Below are 21,426 nucleotides of genomic sequence, written 5' to 3'. Positions count from 1 at the left end.
GTGTAAAAAGTGAAACAATGAACCGGAAAAGTACTGCCATAAGAAATAATGCCTGCCGCGCCATCGGACTGTTTGTTCTGCTGTGCGGCGCACTGACAAGCCGCGCCCAGGATCTGCACTATTCCCAATTCATGAATTCTCCTTTGCTCACCAATCCTGCCAATACCGGTTTTATGCCCGATGCGGATTACCGTATCGGTGTCAACTACCGCGATCAATGGTCTTCCGTCATGTCGGTGCCTTACAAAACCATGAGTCTGTTCGGCGATGCACAGGTATTGCAAAACCGCGATAACGACGGATGGCTGGGTGTGGGCGGATTGATCCTGCGCGATGTAGCGGGCAGCGGCAACCTGACTACCACCCGTATTTATGGTTCGGTAGCCTACCACCAGTCGCTTAGCCTCAGCAGCCTGCTCAGTGCAGGATTCAATGTAGGATGGGCCAACAAACAAATCAATGCCACCAATCTCAAATTCCCCGATCAATTCGATGGCAAATTTTTCGACGCCAATATTCCCACCAGCGCGGTACTCACTACCAATAACCTGAGTTATGTAGACATCCAGGCGGGCATGAACTATGCTTATTTTCCCAATGAGAATACTTACCTGAACGTCGGGTTCTCCACGCATCACATCAACCGTCCGCGCGAAACTTTTTTCACCGGCGAGAGTGGTGTGGACGACAGGATACCCATGCGGCATACGGCTTTTATCAACGGCAGTTTTAAAACCAGCGACCAGTGGATCATTAACCCGAATGCTTACTTCTCGCTTCAGACCAAATCGTATGAAGTGGTAGTAGGCCTGAATGCACACTATAATCTATCCGGCGACGGAGAAAAAATCCTGATCGGCGGATTGTACTATCGTCACCAGGATGCGGTAATCCCGATGATCGGTTTTGGGCTGAAAGACTTTGTGTTCAACTTCACTTACGACGCTACGATCTCCACCCTGCGCAACTACAACAATACGCGAGGCGCTTTTGAATTTTCCCTGATCAAACAAGGCGTGGTAGACCGCTATAACGGCAATCGCCGTCAATCGATGTGTCCTACATTTAAGAACTAGTGATCGTACGCAAATGCGTATATCTGCAAGGTCAAATTAAAAAGAGATACTTCCATCCGGGGATGGCAGGATAACCCTGCATCCGGCCGTGATTTTCCCTTCTCAAACAAGGTAAAACACTGCGTTTTATTGCCGATTTATTCCGACTTTTACACCCTAAGTTTTTATACTGTAATACATGGAAGTTACCTCACAGGCAACGCTCACGGCGGAACACGTGGAAGCATTTAAAAAGATCGTTGGTGAAGCGTATGTATTTGCCGATACGGATACGTTGCAACATTATTCGCATGACGAAACGGAAACGCTGAGTTTTCTGCCCGAAGTGGTAGTGAAGCCGCGTACCGCGGAAGAAATTTCGGAGATCATGAAAATCTGTAACCGTGATATTATCCCGGTTACGCCGCGCGGCGGCGGTACAGGGCTCAGTGGTGGCGCATTACCGCATCTCGGCGGGGTGTTGCTGTCCATGGAGCGGCTGAACAGCATCCTGGAAATTGACGAACGCAATCTGCAGGTAACAACCGAGCCGGGCGTGATCACCGAAGTATTACAGAATGCCGTTATTGAAAAAGGGCTTTTCTATCCTCCTGATCCCAGCAGCCGCGGATCTTGTTTTATCGGAGGTAATATCGCCGAAAACAGCGGCGGTCCCAAGGCAGTGAAATATGGTGTGGTAAAAGATTATGTGCTGAACCTGCAGGTGGTACTGCCCAACGGTGAGATCATCTGGACGGGCGCCAACGTACTGAAAAACTCAACAGGTTATAACCTTACGCAACTTTTCGTGGGAAGCGAAGGCACGCTGGGCATCGTTACCAAGATCGTACTCCGGCTGATTCCTTATCCCAAATTTGACCTCCTGATGCTGGTGCCTTACCGCTCACTGGAAAAAGCCAGTGAAACAGTAAGTGCCATCTTCCGCGCGGGTTTTACACCCAGCGCGCTGGAACTGGTGGAGATCGATGCACTGCGCATTGTGAGCCAGATGGTAGACAGTTATGTGGTACCGGTAACGGACGATATTGCTGCGCATCTGATCATTGAAGTGGATGGCAACAACATGGAGTTGCTGATGAGCGATATGGAGCAGATCGCTGCGCTGACCGAACAGTATGAAGGTGGCGAAGTATTTTTTGCGGAGGATGCGCAGCAAAAAGCTGAATTGTGGAAACTGCGCCGTCGTACGGCCGAGGCGGTGAAGATCGCCGGTTATACCATTGAAGAAGACACCGTAGTGCCGCGTGCTGCCTTGCCGGCCCTGATCCGCGGTGTAAAGGAACTCGGTGCGCGCAATAACTTTCATGCGGTATGTTATGGTCATGCCGGCGACGGTAACCTGCATATCCGTATCAAAAAAGAAGGTACGCCCAACAGCCACGGCGATGTAGTGATGATGCAGCACCTGCGGGAATTATTTGAACTCGTAAAAGGACTGGGCGGAACGATCAGCGGCGAACACGGCATCGGCCTCATCCAGAAAGAGTACATGGACGTAGTATTCAGTCATGGCCAGCTCGAACTTATGCGTGGGATAAAAAAGGTATTTGATCCGAACAATATCCTGAATGCCGGTAAGATTTTCGACGCGGGATTACAGGCAGGTTAAAATATTGCTTAAATCGGCGGAAGGCAGACGAATCTATTGCAGCACAGCGTTATGTTCCTAAATTTGCAGGGATAAAATTGTTGTCAAAAAAGAAGTGTTATGTCTATTGCAAAAATACTGACCGTTGTTACAACAGCTATTGCCCTTACCGTTGCTCCGTTGTGCTCAAAAGCACAACGCAATGACGAAGAAGCGAGCAAAGGATTTAAACTGGAAAAATTGTTTACCGGTGGTTCGGTGAACGTTTCCTTCTTCAATGGACAAACCATCCTGGGTGCGAATCCTGTATTCGGGTATTCATTGACGGACTGGGCTGATGCGGGCATCGCTTTCAACTATACTTTTTCAGGCGCACGCGATTACCTGGACTATGACGACAAAATCCGTCAGACAGTTTGGGGGCCGGGTGTATTTGCCAGAGTATATCCGATAAAGTTTTTGTTTGTACAGGGACAATTCGAGCACAACTTCAGCACAGTGAAATATACGGCCGCTCCGGGAAGTTTTTATCAATCCGATAAATATAAAACGGAGGCAAACTCGCTGCTGGTAGGGGCCGGTTTTGCATCCGGTCGCGAGCCCGGCAATAATACTTTCTTCTATATATCCGTTTTATTTGATGTATTGAAAGACCGTAACTCGCCGTATGTAAATGTTGCGTATAACCCGAATGATCCTTCTGCGGCGCCGCGTGTTGATATTGTGCCGATCGTGCGGGCAGGCGTGAATGTTGCCCTTTTCCAGGGACGTTATGGCCGTTATTGATCCGGCGTTTCCGTAACTTTACCGTCTAATTTGTGTGTTATGGGAGTCTTCAGACAACTGGCGGAGTATCTGTATATCAAAAAGCCGAGTGCCGACCGGCCCAAGAGTAGTTGGGTGGGATACATGCACGGCATCAACCGGATCAGCATTTTGATATTCCTGCTCTGCCTGGTGATACTGGCGATCAAGCTTCTCCGTTAGCCATTGCCGCTACGTGAACAGCCGCCTTGGCTGAGGCATTCCCGCCCCGGCTAAGGAGATCTTTTAGCGCGGCGTAATCGGCAGCAAGCGTTTCCTTTGTTTTTTCATCGTTCAACAATTTCCCTAATTCCCTTTTCAGATTTTCTGTAGTGAGATCGTGCTGGATCAGTTCGGTCACTACCAGCTTGTCCATGATCAGGTTCACCAGGGAAATGTATTTGATCCTGATAACGCGTTTGGCAATTTCATAAGAAATAGGAGAGCCCTTGTAGCACACCACTTCGGGTACGGCAAACAAGGCCGTTTCGAGCGTAGCCGTACCCGACGTTACCAGCGCAGCTTTCGATTGCCGCAGCAGATCATAAGTTTGATTGGTCACATAAGAAACATTGCTGTATTCCTGGATCAACGCGTCGTAAAAACTATCCTCCACACCCGGTGCTCTGGCAACGATAAACTGATAGTCGGGGAAATGATGGCTTACACCCAGCATGATCGGCAATTTCTTGCTGATTTCCTGTTTGCGGCTGCCGGGCAACAAGGCGATCACCGGTTTATCGGAAAAAGCAGGCAATGGTCCGGCCTGAGCTTTTTCAATTACTTCAACAAGGGGATGACCTACATAGGTTACATCCCAGTTCCAGCGGTCGCGGTAATAATCTTTTTCAAAGGGAAGAATGACCAGCATTTTATCGATGCATTGTTTCATCATCTTCACGCGTCCTTCTTTCCAGGCCCACACCTGCGGAGAAATATAATAGACGATGCGGATACCTTGTTGTTTGGCCCATTTGGCAATGCGCAGATTAAAACCCGGATAGTCGATAAGCACCAGCACATCGGGTTTGAAGGCGAGTATGTCTTCTTTGCAGAAGGCGAGGTTGCGGAAAATAGTGCGGAGGTTCATCAGCACTTCGGTGAAACCCATGAAAGCGAGATCGCGGTAGTGTTTGACAAGCGTGGCGCCCGCGGCTTCCATCTTATCACCGCCCCAGCAACGGATATCGGCATCCGTATCGAGCCGGCGTAGTTCACGGATAAGGTTGCTGCCATGCAGGTCTCCTGAGGCTTCTCCCGCGATGAGGTAATATTTTTTGCCTGTTGACATTGGGCTAAAGTTAATGGGCTAATTTGAAAATTTGATGATTTGACAATTATATACCCGTTTTATGACTACCGACAGCATCTCAATTATTCTATACATTTTCTGATTTTCAAATTTTCAAATTGCTTTTCAGCATGAAAAGCTTCTCCCAATGCCCTCCATCATGCAGTTCCGTGAATCCTTCGCTTTTGAGTTTGCGGATGGCTTGTCTGATGCGCGTATTATCGGTGCCGCAGATGATGAGTGGTTTGTCAAAACCTCTGAGCCGTTCTATATGGCCGGAAAGCCGGTCGACAGGAATATTGAGCGAACCGGGTATTCGTCCACGGTCATATTCCTGCGCAGAACGAATGTCAATAATGACGGCTCCCTTACGGAGAGCCGCCTTTATTGATCCTTTGTTAAGAAAGGAAAAAAGTCCCATTCGAATTTTTTAAATGCTTTCGCCGGCGGCAAGCTTCTTATTGCTTTTGCGTTCCCCGATCTGCTGACGCCACATGGCGTAGTAAAGTCCCTTTTCTTCCAGCAGTTCTTCGTGCGTGCCGGTCTCCACAATATCGCCTTTTTCCAGCACATAGATGCGGTCGGCATGCATGATCGTAGAGAGGCGGTGGGCGATCAGGATCGTGATCTGATCTCCGTCTGATGAAATATCGCGGATGGTATTGGTGATTTCTTCTTCCGTTATTGAATCGAGTGCGGAGGTCGCTTCATCGAACAACAACAGTTTGGGTTTGCGCAGCAAGGCACGCGCGATGGACAAACGTTGTTTTTCACCACCGGATAGTTTTAAACCACCTTCACCGATCATGGTATCGAGACCTTTCTCCGCACGCGCCAGTAGATTGAGACAAGAGGCCTTTGTAAGCGCTTCGAGCACATCTTCTTCCGTGGCGGCGGGGTTCACAAATAACAGGTTCTCGCGGATGGTGCCGCTGAAGAGGTTGGTGTCCTGCGTTACAAAACCGATCTGGTTGCGCAGGTCATCGAAGCGCAGTGAATTTTCGTCGAGGTTATTGTAAAGGATTTTTCCTTCCTGCGGACGGTACAGGCCCACCAGCAATTTCATCAGCGTCGACTTACCGCTTCCGCTCGGGCCAACAAAGGCGAGGGTTTCACCACGGCGGGTATTGAAACTGATATTATTGATCGCTTTTTGCGAAGCGGTCTGGTGTTTAAAACTCACATTGCGGAACGACAGTGTTTCGATACGTCCGAGCGGAAGCGGGTTGGCCGGTTCGCGCTCGGGTGTTTTTTGCATCAGGTTGTGGAAGTTCTGCAGGGAAGCTTCGGCTTCGCGATAGGAAAGCAGGATGTTGCCGATTTCCTGCAGCGGTCCGAATACAAAAAAGGAGAAGATCTGCATGGTTACGAGCTGGCCGGCGTCCATTTCGCCCCGGAAGATCAGCCACATCAGGATAAAAAGAATAACCTGGCGAAGCGTATTTACCATCGTGCCCTGAATAAAACTTATACTGCGAATCCGTTTTACTTTGGTCAGTTCAAGCCCGAGAATTTTATACGTATTCTTATTCAGACGTTCTACTTCCTGGTGGGTAAGCCCAAGACTTTTCACCAATTCGATATTGCGCAATGATTCGGTAGTAGAACCTGCCAACGCGGTGGTTTGCCCGACAATGCTTTTTTGAATAACCTTGATCTTTTTACTCAGCATGTTGGTGACCACGGTCAGCACGGTGACGCCAATAAGGTAAGCAACTGGAATCCGCCAGTTGATATAAATGGCGGCATAGGTGAATACGAAGATCACGCCGATGATGACACCAAATAAAATGTTGATGAAGTTGATCATGAACTTTTCAACGTCGGCCCGTACTTTGGTGAGGATGGATAATGTTTCACCACTTCGCTGATCTTCAAATTCCTGGTAAGGCAATTTCATGGCCTGCTGAAGCCCGTCGGTAAACACCTTTGCGCCAAACTTCTGGATCACCACATTGAGGAAATAATCCTGGAAATTTTTGGCGATCCGGCTGACCATGGCCACGGAAATGGAGCAGATCAGGATAAACCATACGCCCATTTCTTTAAAAGAAAAGGAATTGAAGAAACGGTCGGCCGAAAGCGTGCCTTTGAGGTGATCACCGGCGAGGTTGATCAGCCTGCCCAGCAATATCGGATCGATCAGGGAAAACCCGATATTAATGGCGGCCAGAGTCAGTACGAGAATTACGAGCCACTTGTGCGGCTTAAGGTAATGGAGAAGTATTTTCATAAAAGAAGTGCAACAAACAGTGTTAAAGACAACCAACAAACCAGAAGGCTACAAGTTCGGTAAAAAACTCAACTTTCGCCAGGCCGGGGGAAATCAGCATGGTTTTCAACCCGACGAGCCTGGTTAATATGGCGATATTGGTGTTGCAGCAGCACGATCAGCGCGTGCCGCAGGCTGTAAGTAACCAGTTTGGAAGCGGGCGAGGTGATCTGGACCTGGTCGAGGTCGGTGCGGTGGAAAGCCTGCAGGTAACCGACCAGGCTGTCCTGGTGTTTGGTAAATCGTTCGAGCAGGCTTACAGGCTGGATCGGTTGTTCATCCGGCAAAAAAATGCGCGGTGCCCGGTATTTCTTTTTCGGTTGTTCCTGCATGCTGAGGACCAGCATTTTCCCGAACATGCCGCGGAGCGGGTTCCATTTTTCCCAGGGTTTCATTTCGTATTGCCCGGAAGCGATTTGTTTCAGGGTAGGGAAATAATGCAGATCCGACACCACGAGGTGATCGAGGCATTGACCGATGCTCCAGGTAAGCGGTGCCGGGCGCCAGTTGAGCTGGGCGAAAGAAAGGGTGCTGAAATATTGCTGCACCTCCTGGTTGGCCTGTTGGGCTTTTTGCACCAGACTTGTGAGCAAAATTGGGTCCTGCATGCCGCGAAGTTAAGGAGCGGGGTTAAAAGTAATAAGTTAAACAGCCGTTTTAAGTAATAAGTAGTGAGTTTAGGTATAGGGAAGATGCCTTGGCTCGTTTACGCGCGGGTCAGCAAAAGGATGCACGCGCTTTTATTGATTTTAACACCAACAATGCCAAACGTTCTGCAGTTTTGAAATGTAACAAAATAATGCTACGCTTGACCAAATATCATTGTATTCAAAGCTTCATCGAATTTGTCGGGTTTTTTTGAAAAAAAATCTGCATCGATGATCAATGCCTTGGTTAGAATAACCCTCAAAAGTTGGTCTACTTTTGTAGACGTCGTCTTTAAACTGAGATGATCTGCATTCTTTTTTGACAGGGCTTGTCCGTGGAAAAATTTAGAACGTATACTGTATGCCTGTTTGATCAAAGAGTAAATCATTAAACGATCTTGACCATTTGTTCCGATGTAAAACGCTGCACGCTCTGAGACTTTATGGACAGTTTCGTTTGAGTCTGTGGTAAACAGACATTCTAAAACAGACATATATAGTGATATTTTCAATGGGATAAACGAATTAGTTCGTGCCATAGTTAGAATACTTAGAGCCCTTTCTAAGCGATTGGTTTTAGCCTGATCTGCAAAATGATAAGGTGAATGCAATGCTTGCGGTTGAAAACTATTCAGTTCAATTGTCAGTTGCCGGCTTTCGCTGTCATTAATTTCGATCATTTTTTCATAAATGCTTGCCGCAGTATTTATGTCAGACAAACTAAAATCGACGGTCGGTACTTCCCCATCCGCAGTTGTTGACCCTAGTCCAAAGGAACTTCTTAAGACATATTCTTCTCCATCAATCACATATGTATAGATTTCAATAACGCTACAGGCATTATCCGCGACATACCATAGACAGTTTAAAAATTGACTTGCAATGTGCTTTGCTTTCAAATGCAAAATCTCAACTTCTTGCCGATCATTTATATATGATCTATTCCCAATAAACCATTTGTCTACAAAGGCCGACATCCCAATCTGTCCGCCCATCGCCGCAACATAAGAATTGAAATACTCGCCATCCAACTTATCAAAAGGCGGAATTAAAACTAATTCGCCAAGACTGAGATTTGCACTAGAGTCCGATATATTGAAGGCTTTTAATGAGATGACAGTAATTGCTTGCATATGGTAAACGAATGCTATTTGGCATGATTTTAATAGAAAATAAAATGTCCTCTATTGATTCGGACTTGTTGATATAGAGGGGAAGTCGTCTTTTCTATAAAGACGACTTTAGTTTATAATAGTTTTTAACTGTTCGTCCAAAAAGTGCTTTACGTTCTTACGACTTCTGTTTCTAGGATCTGACTGTAGGTGATGGGTTAACTGAGCGATAATCGCTTTAATTCTAGCAGGATTTTTTGTTGAATGCTCATGTATTATTTGCTGTACGTATTCTGTAACCTCTTTCGGTAAGTGAAAACTTAAATTGACGCCTAATAGACTGGGAAATATTTCCTTATACATCATATCCACTTCACTTCGTTTAGGTGCAAGCGCGATATAATTGTAGAGAAAATCCGGGCGCATATAACAACTCATTGAATATTTATGATTTAAAATGTCTTGAACCGCCCAATATGTTGATGTGTCTTTGGAAAGCCACCATGTTCGGAATCCAAATATACCGCCATTAGCAGCTTCATTATTTTTTTGACGTAGCTGATAAATAGTTAGAATAATTTTCGCATCTGTTCTCGCCTTATTTGAAGTTTTCTTTTCTTCAAGCTTTGCTGTTAGTATCTCCTCCTCATGCTGATTTATTTTAACATTGTTACTTTCGTCAGTGATATAAGTAATTCCAAATTCATGTTTAAGATAATCAATTAGTTCCTGTTTTGGATTTAGCATGCCAGGGTCACAGAAGTTATTTATAAAGTCATAAAAGGTGTACACAGACCCTCTAGTTTTAGCATGGAAGTATGCGCGGATTAATATTTCATCAATGTACAACTGCTGTAATTCATCTGTAAGGTATACCGACTCATCGTGTCTAAACTGAGATTCATACTTGTTTTTAATCATTCGAAAATGATGAACTAATTCGTCAACTATTGCATCGCTTACGATTAGGGCTATCCCGGAAGCTTTGGAGGCTTTTAACAGCCCCCAATGTCTTCTATTTTGCTCATTTAAATAATATTCGGAAAGTGCAGGAATAATAATTGAAGTGCATACGTAGACTTTCAACTTCGTAGACATTTTTTCAAAGTACATTGCAATTTGAGGGTTCCATTGCAACATAAACATCATCATATATGTGTTTGAGAGACTTTTAAGGTACTTTCGCTGTTCTAACGTTCCGTTGTAGATAATATCTCGTAAAGCCATTAATAAGCCAGTCTTTACAATTTGCTTGTTTTTAAGAACGACTGAACTTTCATCTACAACACCGGCGATAGTTCCTTGAAGATCTTTCTCAACTGTTTCCTGATTTTTTCCGTGTAACACAAAATTTGAGAATTCGAGTCCCTGATTATAGAAGATTTTTTGTATTACTTCGTTGACTAATACAGCTACATCTCGAACCGATATCAGATTTTCCTTCAGAAATTTCTTTAGGGTATCTTCTGTCTGTTGAAAAAAGGTTGCCTCCAGTTCTTTGTCGGACAGGTTTCTTTGGGTTATTTCAACTCTGGTTTCATATGGAAGACAGTAAGTTTTATTTTTTGCGTGAAACTGTATTTTCCTGGGTTTCTTGGACAGCTGGGATAGTCGTTTGGATATAGTTTCATGAAGCATTCTAGGATCGAAACGTACATAAGTCCTGATCGAATTGAGTATTTGTTCTTCGCTTAGAAAAATGCCATTGTTCGGGTCAGTTCCTTCCAGGGCAAACATTATTAAGCTTTCTGCTAAAAGTTCATCTATTTTGAATTTTGACGATTTGCTATCCAACTGTTGCCGTAAGAAAACAAATAGCCTTGAATCATTTTCGATATTGGAAACTACAAATGATTTCCCAGGTTTGTTAAACTCATGGAAGTGGCTATCAATTAATGTGACGAAAGCCTGGCGAGTGCTTTCATTGTGGTAAATAGATGCAATAAGCCAAGGCAGGTCATAGATTTTTAATTGCTTTTGGTTTTTGTCATAGAAGTCATTCATCAACTTGTCTTTGTTTTTGACGAAGCGATTGGTGACATACGTAAGTACATCAAATTTGATCTTGTTATCGGCTAATGTTTTATAAGTTTTGTCAATTTTAAATTCGGTGTCTTTCTCTGTAGATATTTGAAATATTTGTCTAGAATATCCAGTACGTTCAAAGCTATGCTCTAAGCCATCAATGCCCCTGTCTTTGACACCACCGGCAGGCATAAATTCATATATAAATTTCGCGGTGAGAATTTTCAGTGCAAATTCTTCAAGAATCCAACCATCATCTATTGATTTTAAAGCAAAGCTTGCTGCTTCTTCTTTAATTTCCATGGAAAAGGTAATGAGTTATTAATGAATTATGTAAATATTACCGAGAGCGTAGGGGCGGCGGTAGTAGGTCAATTGATCTTCTCCATATATGAAGAGGATTTCTAATTAAGGAGGCGAATGAGTAATTCGTTTAACGTGAGCTTTCATAACTAAGGTTTCTTAAAAATAAACCTCTTTTCTTAATGATGCAAGTGTCATTTTTTTTAATATACAGAGTTAGAAAAGTCAATTAATCTTAAATGCCTGATCTAGTGTATGAGAATTAGCACATGCAGCTTCTAACTTATATTAGAAGTTTTCGCGCTACTTACGGAGGTAATTAAAGATAATTATCTAATTCAACTAGAAATTTCGTGTTGGAGCAATCAGAACTATTCAAGTATTGAGATAGTCATTTTTTGTCAAATCTGCTGGTTAATCGAGTTTAAATTACCTTTTGTATTCACAGTAATCCCGTATGACTTAGATCGAGGACTATTAAAAACTGAAAATTCCTCCTTTACTTGCTATTACTGCTTTCAGTCGAGACATTGATTTAATATATATTTTAAGGTCATCTATGATTTCATTGATGGACTTTATCGACTTAAAAGAAATTGTTTCCAGTTGAGCAATATTTTTCCCCAGTTCCAAATTTATTTCGACGTTGATAGAAGCGTTTGTCTCAACTATTCTCAGTTGATAAATTTCATTGTCTGAACCGATGATTTTTTTAATTGGATGGTATTTGATTCTTTTGTTAGGCATCATTTCTAGTTATTTATACTTCCTTTGGGGCTAAGGGATGATAATCAAGCGCCTGATTCTATCGCGTTATTAACTGCTTCAAGTTGTATTAATTAAAACGATAGCCCTTTAAGCTATGTTGCAGAAGGGCTAACGTTTTAATCAATCTGCTTAACTTTCTTCAAATGAAAAGATCAAATCTAAGATTGGAGGCCAATCAGAAATTCTGGAAGATTTCGACTTTGTTTTCATAATATAAAGTTTTCTGAAAAATAGAAAACAAAGTCCAGATACGCAAGTTGTCCTCCGGTTAATGATAATCTTTTGTGCGAAGACATTCCGCAACTTCAACTAGTCTTTCCAATTCTCTACAGAACCAAAGTAGATGCTGTCGCTGTCTTGGCTTAGAAAACGCTGTATTTTCAGAGTAAAGTGATGACTTTAGCATTTCTGAAAGCGTTTCACGAACTACATGTAATGGAAAGTCATAAAAGAAAAGATCTAAATAGTTAATTAATGACTCTTGAGTTCTTTCACCTTTTAAATGAAGTATACTATTAAAAATGTCTGGATTGTCTTTATACATAGTTTAAAATTTTAGTCAAAATTATAGTTGAAATAAAGTGGCACAATGTGTTTTATACGCTTGATATTTGTTTTTTTTCTTCCTAATTATGTTTTGCATTCTGATCCTTTGGGTGGAAAATCTGCCAGGTGTAGACGTGCGTTGTCGAGGAACAATCAGGAATTTAGACCTCGAAAATCTAAGCTTAATTGGCAATCATAAAGACGACTAGGCGGTCATTGATAAGGTTGAAATTACAGATGTTCTAATAGAACAGATGGCTACTCTTGGTCATTAGGTCTTCGTGACGGCTTTCGTATGTTTAATCTTTACGATAGCGGTGTTTATCGAAAGGAGTCGCGATGGCTTAACCATCAACTAAGATCCACAGAGGGCAATTTGGGCAAACACATGCAAACATCAATTAAGATATTGTTGTCGTCTGGATATGGTAAATGAGAGGCGAGGTAAAAAAAATGCCGCTGACTACCCCTTTGGTTATTAGGTCCTCAGCGGCGGCTTTCGTACCGGCGCACCGGTGTCGGATTGTAGAGTACAAAGGTAATTTCCATACAGGTTGATGCAATGGGATTTACCTCAAACTTTGGTGTGATTATGCTGCTTTTTGTTAAGCGTTTATTTGTCGGATGAAGATGTGGTGATTCAATCGTGAGCAAACGAATCTTCGGCTGGTGGTTCGTGAATACACGAACCACGGAAGTTGAAGTAGATAGTCGTCAAGACAAACCGCAGTATGTTTTTTTCTAAAAGTATATACAAGGCGAGGTAAAAAAAAATGCCGCTGACGACCCCTTTGGTTATTAATGCCCCCAGCGGCGGCTTTTATGCCGGCGCACCGGCGTTTCGATTGTAGACTACAAAGGTAATTCCGATGCAGGTCAGTGCAATGGGATTTACCTCAAACTATGGTGTGATTATGCTGCTTTTTTACTAAGCGTTTATTTGTCGGATGAAGATGTGGTGATTCAATCTTGGGCAAACAATCCGGGGAAGGTGGTTCGTGAATACACGAACCACGGGAGTGAACGGCGGTCCACAATAAGTCAATAGGTGAATAAGTCAGTAAGCCTCCGCTTTATTTCTCCCGCGCAAACAACAGCTTCACGTCCGGGTCCGCTACCAGCGTTACCTTTCCTTTGGCCGTTACATCAATCGAGTAAGATTGTGTACGCTGACTGATATCAAATTTGCGCAACGACAACCTTCTTTCATCATCCATCACCGCAAATTCCATCGGGAAGGTATAGAGCTGTTCCTGCTGTTGCTTAACGGTCAGCAGTATTTTTTTTGCTGCTTCATCGTAGTTCCATTTCACCGATAACACCGGCACACCCGCACGATACAGCCATTGCTGGAAGAAGTTTTTCAACGACAGTTTACTTACTTCTTCCGCTACCCGTACAAAGTCTTCCGTGCGCGCATTTTTTCCTCCATATTCTTTATAATATTGACGGATGATGCGTTGAAAAACATCGTCACCGGTTTGCTGCCGCAACATGTGCAGCACCCACGATCCTTTCTGGTAACTGTTTTCATTCAACAGTTCCATATAAGGCGACAGCGAGTCGATCACCGGTTGTTTCGAGCGCCGGGCAAAAGCCACCACTCTGTCGCGGTCTTTGGCCATTCCTTTTGCCAGACTGTCCGGTCCGTATTGTTTACCTAAATAAAAATGTGTGAGGTAAGTGGCAAATCCTTCGCTAAGCCAGAGATGCGCAAAGTTTTCTTCCGTAGCCATGTTGCCAAACCACTGGTGCACGATCTCGTGGGCAATCAGTTCTTCTTCACTGTGTACACCGATCGCTGATTCTTCATAATAAAAGATGGCGCTTGCATTTTCCATTCCGCCAAAGATGGTCTTCGATTGCACGTTGGCCAGCTTCTCGTAGGCATAAGGGCCAATGTAGTCGGCAAAAAAGCTGAGTACATCCACCGCTTTTTTATAGTTGGCAAAGCCGGATTCTTTGTTTTGCGGAAACACCCAGGAGCTTACCGGCACTTTGCCCGCTTTACCGGCTTCTTCCACGGCAAAACGCGCCACACCAATCACCATTACTTTGGTGGGCAAGGCAACTTTTTCATACCAGTGTGTGAAGCGCCAGCCTTTACTGACGAGGGTATCGGTGAGCAATCTCCCGTTGGATACCACGCGGTAATGATCGGGAGCCGTTACCAAAAACTCAACAGATGCTTTATCATTCGGCTGATCCACGCAGGGAATCCAGTTGTGCGCACGGTTGGGCCAGTTGTCGGCAAAGAAGGTGCGGTCGCCATAAGTATTTTTGGAAATGATCAATCCGTCTGCCGGCACGCCGCTGTAAAGGATATTTATTTCGCGTTCTTCACCGGCGGTAATATCATTTTTGCTACGGATGATTATTTTATTGCCTTGCTGCACAAGTATATAGGGTTGTCCGGCCATCAGGCGTGCCTTCATGCCTTTACCGGTTTTGGCGTCAAAGCCCGTCAGGTCGAGTGCAAGGCTGTCGGATGCCTGCAACCATTTCACACGGATAGTTGCCTGTCCATCGATACTATCCGAATTATCTGAAAGCTTCAGTTGAAATTTATAATGGAGTACATCGGTAGCAGGAGGTTGGGCAAGGGCTACCGTGGCCAGCAATATACACAGCGCGAGCAAACTTCTTTTCATACACAATACTTGTAGGTCAAAAATAGCCATTTTGCGGCTACAGCTTTTCCAGCATTTCCACTACTTTTTCGCGCTTCAGTATCACATAACCAATCCGGTCGTTGCTGATACCATTGCGGAGCTGATAACTGAAAGACAGCTGATCGTCGTGCACATTGGTTTCGAAGTAACGGAATGTGATAGAGGATTGGTCTTTGAGTTCTTCGCCTATTTCGTATAGATGGGTAGATAAAATAAAGAGGGCATTGCGGATGCGCAGCAGACCGCGGATCACGGCCAGGCTGCATTTCATGGCATCCTGCACATTGGTGCCTTTGAATAGTTCATCGATCAGCACCAGCCATTTTTTTCCGTTGTTGATTTTTTCAATGGTGTTTTTGATGCGTTGCACTTCGTTGAAGAAATAACTTTCTCCTTTGGCGATATTGTCCATCACGTTGATGTTGCTCACCAGGCCGTCAAACAACGTGAGGCGCATGGAACCTGCCGGTACGCCCATGCCCAGGTGCGCCAGGAATACCGCGGCACCCACTGACTTGATGAGCGTGCTTTTACCGGCCATGTTAGCGCCGGTAAGAAAAAGAAAATGATGTTGCGGATTCATCAGCAGATCGTAGGGCACCGGGTTCGGCAGCATGATGTGGTAAAGCTGACGGGCTTCTACCAACGGCGTTTCCTGTTCCACAAATTCAGGAAAACTAAGGTTATAAGTTTTAACCGCCATGGCCATGGAATACCATGCATCGAGACGGCCAAAGATTTCCATCAATTCTAATACGCTATGCCGGTAACGCACACGGAGATTATGCGCAAAATAGAGATTGTCGCGGCGGTCGATGAGTTGGCCCCGTGGAATCTGCGACAATTTATTTAAAGCTTCCTCGCGAAGCAGTTGATTGGCACGGTCTACATATAATTGCGGACCGGCAGGAAGTTTAGCGCCTTCGAGCAGACCCAGGATCACTTTCAGCCCGCGAAAAAAATCGGCGAAGTGGGTAACCGAATATTTGATCATCGAGTAATCGGCACCGTGCAACAGACGGTACAGCGCCGCCTGCAGTTCATTTGGTTTGGCGCCTACCGGATCGAGCGGGTAATCGAGGAATTTATCCATCACCAGCAGGGTGCCGTTGCTGATATCTGAGGGCCATTTGTCGATGCGGGTCAGCAGGGTGCGGATCAGGTCCTGCGTGCCGCGAATCTTTTGGATGTCGCTGAACGGTTCATTGAAGTATTTGTATAACCAGGCCTTACCACCCGAGGTACGCGTAAAATTCATCCGGTGAAAGATGGAAAATTCTTCTTCCTGGTGAAAGATCGAGATGTCGTTGATGGATATGTTGTCGATCTGCATTTTACAAATTCAAAAGTCAAAATTCAAAAGTCAAAATCGTGAATGGTCAATGGTGAATGGTCAATGGTGAATGGTCAAATAGGTCAACCAGTCTTTGCTCCGTGAGTCTCTCGAAAGGTGCTCCCTGAGGCCGATACTTCGGCCTCTCGAAGGGTCAATGTATTTCATTTACACATCCGCCGCAAAGCGGCGGCACATTTTCACATTCTTCAAGCCCTGTCAAATTTCAGCCTCGCGCCCCTCTCTGATTCATCCCATACACCATTTCCATAAACAAGATGGCCATTTACAAATGTATGGGTAACGGAAGCCGGCATTTCCTGCCCTTCAAGCGGGCTCCAGCCACATTTATACAAAATATTTTCCTTGCTGATGATTTGCGGTTGGTTGAGGTCAACGATCACCAGATCGGCAAAATAACCTTCGCGGATATAACCCCGCTCGCGGATCTGGAAACATTCCGCCACCGCATGACTCATTTTTTCTGCAATTTTTTCCAGGGTGATGCGGCCCTGTTGGTGGTAGTACAACATCAATGCCAGCGAGTGTTGCACCAATGGCAGGCCGGCATGCGCTTTTAAATAAGGTTCTTCTTTTTCTGCCCAGGTATGCGGCGCATGGTCGGTGGCGATAACATCCAGCCGGTCGTCCAGCAAAGCTTCCCACAACGCAGCCTTGTTGTGCGGCGCCTTGATGGCGGGATTGCATTTGATGCGGTTTCCCAGTTCTGCATAGTCATCCGCTGTAAAATGTAAATGATGTACGCATACTTCCGTGGTGATGCGTTTGTCGCGCAAGGGCAGCATATTGCTGAAGAGCTGCAATTCTTTTTCCGTGCTGATATGCAGGATATGCAGGCGTGTGTCGTATTTTTTGGCCAGTTGTATGGCGTAGAAGGATGATTCAAAGCAGGCTTCTTCGTTCCTGATCACCGGATGGTCGGCGGCGGTCAGTTCGCGGCCGCTGGCCTGGGCGGCGGCCAGGTTTTGGCGGATAATGCGCTCGTCTTCGCAGTGGGTGGCAATCAGCAATTGGCTTTCGCTAAAAACTTTTTCCAGCGTCAACGGATTATCCACCAGCAGGTTGCCGGTAGAAGAGCCCATGAAGATCTTGATACCGCAGATCTGGTCGCGGAATTCATTTGCCCGCAAGGTTTCATCTGCATTTTCATTGGAGGTGCCGATATAAAAAGAGTAGTTGGCGAGGGAGTTTTGCTGCGCAATGGCATATTTCTGCTCCAGCAGTTCCAGCGTGAAGGCCGGGGGGATGGTATTGGGCATTTCCATAAAACTGGTAACACCACCCGCTACAGCGGCTTTGGCTTCGGTGCCGATCGTGGCTTTATGGGTGAGACCCGGTTCGCGGAAATGCACCTGGTCGTCGATTACGCCCGGCAGCAGGTAGCGGCCTTCACCATCGATTTCTTTGACAGCGAGGTCCGCCGGCACCTCGATGGAATCCGCTATTTTGTCAATACGCCCGTCGCGGATCAAAACATCGGCCGTACGGATAAGTCCTTCGTTTACTACCTGTATTTGCTTAATCAGATATATTTGCATCATTATCAGTTCTAATATTATATTACCAGTATGCAATTTAAGCAAACCCTTGTAAGACTTGCCTTCATCCTGTTGCCTTCTTTTGGCTATGCCCAGACAACCTATCTGCCGCAGGGGGATAAGCAAAACATACTGCTCGAAAGACTGGAAATTAAAGCCGGCCGCGATTCGGTGCTGAATTTCTCCAAAACCAGACCCTACAGCCGGAATAAATATGTGATCAATGGCGTCAATAATTTTCTGAAACACGACAGCGCCGGACTCTCACGCGTTGATCAGTATAATGTACAAGGCATTTACCGCAACAACCTCGAATGGCTCACACCGGAGCAACGCGAACAGTACAAAAGCCGGAAACCCATTCTCAAAAACTTTTACACTACCCCCGCCAATCTTTACGAAGTACATGTAAAGGATTTTGATTTTATAGTCAACCCTGTATTTCAGTATACCATTTCAAAGGAAAAAGACAATGACCAGCATCTTTTCCTGAACACGCGCGGTGTGTCGATGCGTGGAAAGATCGCCGATAAGATCGGGTTTGCCGCTTATATAACCGACAACCAGGAACGCGATCCCTTGTATGTACAGCAATTCATCACCGACCGCACGGCGGTGCCGGGCGCAGGTTTTTACAAAGACTTTAAAGCAACCGGCGGCGTCGATTATTTTGATGCGCGCGGTTATATCACTTTCAACGTAACCAAATACATCGATGTGGCATTTGGCTATGATAAAAATTTTATTGGCAGCGGTCAGCGCAGTCTTTTCCTGAGCGATTTTTCCAACAATACCCTTTTCCTCAAACTCAATACGCGCATCTGGAAATTCAATTACCAGAACCTGTTCATGGAGTTGAGCAATGCAGACAGCCGTCTCACCGACCGCCTGGTAGGCAAAAAATATGCGGCCATGCACCACCTCGATATCAACCTTACGAAATGGTTGAATGTGGGATTGTTTGAGGGCATCGTGTTCGGCCGTCAGAATAAATTTGAATTCGGTTACCTGAATCCCGTGATTTTCTATCGTTCCATCGAGCAGCAGAATGGCAGTGAGGACAATGGTGTGGCCGGCCTTGATTTCAAAGCCAACGTGGCGCGTAAATTTCAATTTTACGGGCAATTGATGCTGGATGAGTTCAAATTGTCCGAGGTCCGTGCGGGCAATGGCTGGTGGGCCAATAAATGGGGTATCCAGGTAGGCGCCAAGTACATCGATGCCTTTGGTATCAAAAACCTCGATTTGCAGCTGGAGCACAACCGGGTGCGTCCCTTCACTTATTCGCACCGCGATTCTGTAGCCAACTACACACATTACAACCAACCGCTTGCGCATCCGCTGATGGCCAATTTCAGTGAAACAATGGGCATTCTGCGTTATCAGCCGGCACCGCGCTGGATGGTATTGGGAAAATTGATTTACTACACCCAGGGGCGCGATTCAAGCGCGGTGAGTTACGGCAGCAATATTTTTCTGCCCAACGAACCACCGTATCGCGGCAGCGATTATGGGTACAGCATCGGTTCAGGCTGGAAGACCAATGTGCTGTACGGCTCCCTGTTGCTTTCCTATGAGCTCCGTGAAAATCTTTTTGTAGAAGGTAATATGGTCATCCGCCGGCTGCAAACCAAAACGGCACCCATCATAGAGCAGAACACCGCTATCTTCAGCTTCGGTGTAAGATGGAATATGCATCGGAGGGATTTTGAGTTCTGATGTGGTAATTTGAGGATTTGAAAATTTGAAAATGGAGTTTGAGATAGACATCATCAAATTTTCAAATCATCAAATTGGCTTACACTTCAATATGAATACTCAGCAGAATCATTCTCGATTGTATACGATCCAGCACGCTGGAGTATTTGAGTTCTGATTAGTTAATCAGGTAATTTGAAAATGAGGATCGCAACAGCCCATTATCAAATCATCAAATTTTCAAATTATCTCATTATCCCTCAATATGAATACTCAACACAATCATCCTTGATTGAATGCGGTCGAGCACGCTGGAATATTTGAGGTTTTCGTCGCGGGCATGGAGATTGCGCCAGCCATTGCTGATTTTTAATTCGGGAGAAAGAATGAAACTGGGAAAATAGAAGTTGAAACCCAGACCGAGTTCCGGTCCGAAATCATATTTCCACAGTTTAACCAGGTCATCGGCCTTACGTGCGCGCGCATTGCTGGCCAGGTCGATGTCACCTTTGAGGCCAGCCATCATGTATACACGGAAATTACCGATACGGTCGGATTGAAATTTCAATTGAATAGGGAAGCTCACTGTCACCGACTCCACGTTTTTCGTTACCTCCGTTTCACCATCCTGATCGGGGAATTTCAGTTTATATCGCAGACTCCGGTTGATGAACATCAGTTGCGGATTGAAGCGCAGCTGGAAGCGGTCGGAGAGGCGGGCAGTTGCCAGCAGCCCCAGCGCCAGGCCACCGTTGTTATTAGGCTCGGCTACATAGACGGAATCATCCTGCAGGAAACGCGGATGCAGTTCGGTATGAAAACGCGACATGTTACCACCAATGGTAATGCCAAAATAATAAGGTTTCTGATCGTGTTCGGGAAGATTCAGCTCGCGTTGAGCCATGGCCGAAGAGGTAAGACCGAAGATCAGCACCAAAACAGTTACAAACTTCACAGTGGTTTTCGGCCGGTGTATATGCAGCATATGCCTAAGCTTAACGATTGAAAACGGGTATCGGAATATCCGGTTTTGTTTAAAATGCCAACCAATTCATCCCGCTCTGGGAATGCATCGGCCGATTCTTTCAGGTATTGGTAGGCTTTTTTATTCTGACGAAACAATCGTGCCACTTGCGGGGCAAGCACATTCATGTAAAAATTGTACAGGCTCCGGACCGGCTGACGTGGCTTGGAAAATTCGAGGATCACGAGTTGTGCGCCGGGTTTCAGCACACGCATGATCTCGGATAATCCTTTTTCCAGGTGCTCAAAGTTCCGCACGCCAAAAGCTACCATCCCGCCATCAAACGTATTGTCGGCGAAATTTATTGTTTCGGAATCGCCGAGGTGTAACTGGATTTTATTGCCAAGTCCTTCTTTCTCAACTTTTTTCCGGCCAAACTCCAGCATTTTTGCAGAAATATCGATACCGGTGATTTGTTGCGGATTGATCAGTTTTGCCGCCATGATGGCCATGTCGCCGGTGCCGGTGGCGATGTCCAGTATGTGTGCGGGTTTGTCTTTTCCGAGCAGGCGGATGGCTTTTTTGCGCCAGGATACGTCGATACGGGCCGACAAAAAGCGGTTCATGAGGTCGTAACGGGGCGCAATGCTGTCGAACATCTCAGCTACCTGCTCTTTCTTGCTCTTGTCCGAATCCCGGAACGGTATCACATTATCGTGCGGTAAGGTGTTTGCCATGACCCGCAAAGGTAGGAAGAAAACTCCGGTG

Annotated in this window: 18 protein-coding genes; 5 read left to right on the top strand and 13 right to left on the bottom strand. The window is 45.4% G+C overall.

Going from position 1 to position 21,426, the window contains the following annotated elements; genetic code table 11:
- Positions 1 to 17 precede the first annotated feature (17 nt).
- The 4 genes from H608_RS0112955 to H608_RS24575 all read left to right on the top strand — a co-directional run bounded on the left by H608_RS0112955 (position 18) and on the right by H608_RS24575 (position 3,651).
- Positions 18 to 1,076: a PorP/SprF family type IX secretion system membrane protein gene (locus H608_RS0112955; protein WP_051268283.1), complete on the top strand. Its 1,059-nt coding sequence runs from the start codon at positions 18 to 20 to the stop codon at positions 1,074 to 1,076.
- Positions 1,077 to 1,254: 178 nt separating this feature from the next.
- Entirely contained in the window at positions 1,255 to 2,685 is a 1,431-nt protein-coding gene (locus H608_RS0112950; protein ID WP_028788045.1) for an FAD-binding oxidoreductase, read from the top strand.
- A 99-nt stretch (positions 2,686 to 2,784) separates the two neighbouring features.
- Entirely contained in the window at positions 2,785 to 3,450 is a 666-nt protein-coding gene (locus tag H608_RS0112945; protein ID WP_051268280.1) for a hypothetical protein, read from the top strand.
- Between the two features lie 39 nt (positions 3,451 to 3,489).
- Complete coding sequence (locus tag H608_RS24575) at positions 3,490 to 3,651, top strand: DUF6728 family protein (RefSeq protein WP_169395532.1); 162 nt, start codon at positions 3,490 to 3,492, stop codon at positions 3,649 to 3,651.
- On the opposite strand, the gene lpxB is transcribed toward H608_RS24575, so the two are convergent.
- From lpxB to H608_RS0112890, 11 genes are all read right to left on the bottom strand, one after another.
- Complete coding sequence (lpxB, locus tag H608_RS0112935; protein ID WP_028788043.1) at positions 3,635 to 4,759, bottom strand: lipid-A-disaccharide synthase; 1,125 nt, start codon at positions 4,757 to 4,759, stop codon at positions 3,635 to 3,637. The genes H608_RS24575 and lpxB overlap by 17 nt on opposite strands.
- 106 nt (positions 4,760 to 4,865) lie before the next feature.
- Complete coding sequence (locus H608_RS22305) at positions 4,866 to 5,180, bottom strand: rhodanese-like domain-containing protein (RefSeq protein WP_051268278.1); 315 nt, start codon at positions 5,178 to 5,180, stop codon at positions 4,866 to 4,868.
- A gap of 9 nt (positions 5,181 to 5,189) precedes the next feature.
- Entirely contained in the window at positions 5,190 to 6,992 is a 1,803-nt protein-coding gene (locus H608_RS0112925; RefSeq protein WP_038008401.1) for an ABC transporter ATP-binding protein, read from the bottom strand.
- Positions 6,993 to 7,060: 68 nt separating this feature from the next.
- Positions 7,061 to 7,639 (bottom strand): DinB family protein, encoded by a 579-nt coding sequence (locus H608_RS0112920; RefSeq protein WP_028788041.1) that lies wholly within the window; start codon positions 7,637 to 7,639, stop codon positions 7,061 to 7,063.
- 194 nt (positions 7,640 to 7,833) lie between these two features.
- Complete coding sequence (locus H608_RS23710; protein ID WP_028788040.1) at positions 7,834 to 8,811, bottom strand: HEPN domain-containing protein; 978 nt, start codon at positions 8,809 to 8,811, stop codon at positions 7,834 to 7,836.
- A 108-nt stretch (positions 8,812 to 8,919) separates the two neighbouring features.
- The gene (locus H608_RS0112910) at positions 8,920 to 11,118 is read right to left on the bottom strand and encodes a hypothetical protein (RefSeq protein WP_028788039.1); all 2,199 of its coding nucleotides are present in this window, start codon (positions 11,116 to 11,118) and stop codon (positions 8,920 to 8,922) included.
- Between the two features lie 477 nt (positions 11,119 to 11,595).
- Positions 11,596 to 11,868: a hypothetical protein gene (locus tag H608_RS0112905; protein WP_028788038.1), complete on the bottom strand. Its 273-nt coding sequence runs from the start codon at positions 11,866 to 11,868 to the stop codon at positions 11,596 to 11,598.
- A 286-nt stretch (positions 11,869 to 12,154) separates the two neighbouring features.
- Positions 12,155 to 12,430: a hypothetical protein gene (locus tag H608_RS24390; RefSeq protein WP_155990159.1), complete on the bottom strand. Its 276-nt coding sequence runs from the start codon at positions 12,428 to 12,430 to the stop codon at positions 12,155 to 12,157.
- Between the two features lie 1,075 nt (positions 12,431 to 13,505).
- Positions 13,506 to 15,083, bottom strand: coding sequence for a M1 family metallopeptidase (locus H608_RS0112900; RefSeq protein WP_028788037.1), 1,578 nt, complete (start codon positions 15,081 to 15,083; stop codon positions 13,506 to 13,508).
- Positions 15,084 to 15,120: 37 nt separating this feature from the next.
- Positions 15,121 to 16,437, bottom strand: a complete 1,317-nt coding sequence (locus H608_RS0112895; protein WP_028788036.1) for a MutS-related protein — start codon at positions 16,435 to 16,437, stop codon at positions 15,121 to 15,123.
- A 209-nt stretch (positions 16,438 to 16,646) separates the two neighbouring features.
- Entirely contained in the window at positions 16,647 to 17,999 is a 1,353-nt protein-coding gene (locus H608_RS0112890) for a dihydroorotase (protein ID WP_245565759.1), read from the bottom strand.
- A 27-nt stretch (positions 18,000 to 18,026) separates the two neighbouring features.
- Between H608_RS0112890 and H608_RS0112885 the strand changes: the two genes are divergently transcribed.
- Complete coding sequence (locus H608_RS0112885) at positions 18,027 to 19,715, top strand: hypothetical protein (RefSeq protein WP_028788034.1); 1,689 nt, start codon at positions 18,027 to 18,029, stop codon at positions 19,713 to 19,715.
- A 232-nt stretch (positions 19,716 to 19,947) separates the two neighbouring features.
- Here H608_RS0112885 and porT read toward each other — a convergent pair whose 3' ends face one another.
- Together porT and ubiE are read right to left on the bottom strand one after the other, a co-directional pair.
- Positions 19,948 to 20,679 carry a type IX secretion/gliding motility protein PorT/SprT gene (gene porT, locus H608_RS0112875; RefSeq protein WP_081658884.1) on the bottom strand — a complete coding sequence of 244 codons (732 nt, stop codon included), beginning with the start codon at positions 20,677 to 20,679 and terminating at the stop codon, positions 19,948 to 19,950.
- The gene (ubiE, locus tag H608_RS0112870; RefSeq protein WP_028788032.1) at positions 20,646 to 21,395 is read right to left on the bottom strand and encodes a bifunctional demethylmenaquinone methyltransferase/2-methoxy-6-polyprenyl-1,4-benzoquinol methylase UbiE; all 750 of its coding nucleotides are present in this window, start codon (positions 21,393 to 21,395) and stop codon (positions 20,646 to 20,648) included. The genes porT and ubiE overlap by 34 nt, the downstream gene beginning before the upstream one ends.
- Between the last annotated feature and the right edge of the window lie 31 nt (positions 21,396 to 21,426).

This window comes from Terrimonas ferruginea DSM 30193, assembly GCF_000425585.1.
GTDB classification, from domain to species: Bacteria; Bacteroidota; Bacteroidia; order Chitinophagales; family Chitinophagaceae; genus Terrimonas; species Terrimonas ferruginea.
This window is presented reverse-complemented; position numbering and strand designations above follow the sequence as displayed.